The 2,667-nt window shown below is 62.0% G+C and carries 2 protein-coding genes; both read left to right on the top strand.

Features of this window, described 5'->3' with window-relative positions:
- The coding region (locus VFJ08_RS11340; protein ID WP_324997324.1) for a hypothetical protein at positions 1-586 on the top strand (586 nt) is incomplete at its 5' end.
- Positions 587-873: 287 nt separating this feature from the next.
- A complete protein-coding gene (locus VFJ08_RS11335; RefSeq protein ID WP_324997323.1) occupies positions 874-2,592 on the top strand; it encodes a glucan biosynthesis protein in 1,719 nt (572 codons plus the stop codon).
- The last annotated feature ends 75 nt before the right edge of the window (positions 2,593-2,667 follow it).

Raw genomic sequence — 2,667 nt, 5'->3', positions numbered from 1 at the left:
CGCGGGCAACAGCGCGACCGATTTTGGAGATAGCCTGGTCGACAAGTGGAGTCTGAGCAGGATCGGTGATTCGAGCGCCATCGGCCGGCCGTGGCGGCTGAGCGCGCAGTTCGGTAATGCCGGCGGGCTCGGTGCCGAGCGCGAGACGCCGCTGTCGCTGAAGTTGGCTGCACGGACGCGAAACTGGCGCGACTGGCATGTCGATTCGGCGCTTGGCTGGTACCAGGGCTATGTGACCACACCCGGCGCCATGCCCATCCAAGGCGGACTATGGCAGGTCTCGGCCAGCCATGAACTCGATTTGGCGGGTCTGGAAACCCGCTTCCAGCCGAGCTTCTCGATCGGCGGCAGCCGGCACGACGGCCAGGCGCTCGGTAGTCGTACGGGGCTCGCCATGGGGTTCCCCGGGCTGTTCGACAATGTCGCGGTCAGCGTCGGTTATCTCTCGGCCGGCTGGAGCCCGGTCGGCAATCGTTCGGACATCCAGATGATGCTGAACATCACCCAGAATGCGGGTACCGTGCTGCCACGGCTCGGCTCGCTCTTGGATCGCCTGCGTGGGCAGTGGTTCGGCTTTAATTATTAATGATACCGACATAATCACGATCAAAGCCCGGCGATGGCCGCCACCTGAACGCGCGTGGCGACCCGTATTCAGCGCGCGCGACGCTGTCGGGTTATTCTTGAGCGGCGAACGATGGGTGCCGGCGGCCGCGAATATGGCCACGTTCATTTTCCGGTCATCGGGTTTCGCGTGTCATAGACGGTTCGCGGCCTCGATAGCCCGTAGCGCGACGCTCGATCGGCCACGTCGCCCTTTTGAAAGGCCGATGCGGAAAGCGGCGTCGCGTTCCAGCAAAGGATTTCCTGTACATGCGCACTCTTTCATACCCAAGTCGACGCGCGCCGCTCAGTATCGCGCTTTGTGCCGGCGGACTGTTGCTTGGCGCCGGCCTCGCCATGCCGGCGTTTTCGGCGGCCGACGACAGCGCTTCGGGCCACACCGCCAAGTCGTCGAGCCCGCGCCCGTCGCAGACGGCCGACAAGGAAGACGGCAAGAACAAGAACGACGCCGATAAGTCCGGCGACAACAGCGACGCTCAGGACAAAAAGTCGGACGCCAGCGATCATAACGGGTCGTTTTCCTACGATCGGTTGATCGAGCGGGCCAAGAAGCTGTCGAAAAAGGACTATCACGCGCCGCCGCAGGTGCCGAAGTTCCTCACCGACATGAGCCCGGAGCAGCTGTCGAAAATCAGTTTCAAGCGCGACGCGGCGCTTTGGCACGATCAGAAGCTGCCGTTTCAGGTGATGTTCTATCACCCGGGCTCCTTCTACGATCACGCGGTCACCATTCATGTGGTCGATAACGGCAAGACGCATACGCTCAAGTTCGACAAGAGCGACTTCAACTACCCCAGCGAGGACCTGAAGAAAAAGGTGCCCGACGATCTGGGATACGCGGGGTTCAAGCTGCTGCACACGCTGGCCGACCCGAACAAGATGGACGAAGTGGTGTCGTTTCTCGGCGCCTCGTATTTCCGGGCCTTGGGCGCCGATGCGCACTATGGTTTGTCGGCGCGCGGCCTGGCCATCAACACCGGCAATACGCAACTGGGCGAGGAATTTCCCAACTTCACCGAGTTCTGGCTGGTGAACCCGGGCGACAAATCCAAACACATGACGCTGTATGCGCTGCTCGATTCCCCGAGCGTGACCGGAGCCTACAAGTTCGTCGTCACCCCGGGTCAGGCGACGCATACCCACGTGGAAGAAACGCTGTTCACGCGCAAGGCGATCGACAAACTCGGCATCGCGCCGCTGACCAGCATGTTCACCTGGGGCGAAAACAGCCTGGCCCGGCTGGATGATTATCGCCCGGAAGCGCACGATTCCGACGGCATGATGATCTCGTCCGCCAACGGCGAGTGGCTGTGGCGACCGCTGGTCAATCCGCAGCAGTTGTGGATGAACCAGTTCAACGCCAACAACGTGCGCGGCTTCGGCCTAATGCAGCGCGACCGCAAGTTCGACGATTACGAGGATCTGAACTACGAATACGAAAAACGCCCGAATGCCTGGGTAACCCCGGACAGCGATTGGGGGAAGGGGCATCTGGAACTGGTCGAGATCCCCTCCGACAGCGAGGTCAACGACAATATCTCGCTCTATTGGGTCCCGGCGGAGCCGGTTAAGGGCGGCCAGCGTTTGCATTTCGCCTATGACATCAAGTGGTCGAGCGATCTGGCGGTGCCCAAATCGTTGGGCCATACCGTGGCGACACGCGTCGGCATGGCCGCGGTCGCGCCCGGTCAGCAGAAGAATCAGGTGCGGGTCGTGATCGATTTCGTCGGCGGCGAACTGGCCAAGCTCACCGACGCCAACTCGGTGCAGCCCAAGGTCAGCGCCGCGCGTGACGTGACTCTCAACAACATTCAGGCTGTGCGTAATCCGCATACCGGCGGATGGCGGCTGAGCTTCCTGGTACCGACCAGCGCCCTGGATCAGCCGCTCGATCTCAGGGCCTATCTGGCCGACGCCAACGGCGGCGGTCTGACCGAGACCTGGAGCTATCTGCTGGCGACGCCGTGAGCTGTACGAACGATGCCCTTGATACGCCGCTCGGCCGGATCGATGCCTATCTGAGCGGGCTTAATCTCGATCCCG

The organism is Salinisphaera sp., from assembly GCF_035690525.1.
Lineage (GTDB): Bacteria > Pseudomonadota > Gammaproteobacteria > Nevskiales > Salinisphaeraceae > Salinisphaera.
Note: the sequence above shows the minus strand (reverse complement) of the source record. Positions and strands in the feature narration are given on the sequence as shown.

Excerpts from the sequence above, each read along its gene's own strand:
- VFJ08_RS11335 (WP_324997323.1), top strand. The coding sequence starts at position 874 with ATGCGCACTCTTTCATACCCAAGTCGACGCGCGCCGCTCAGTATCGCG.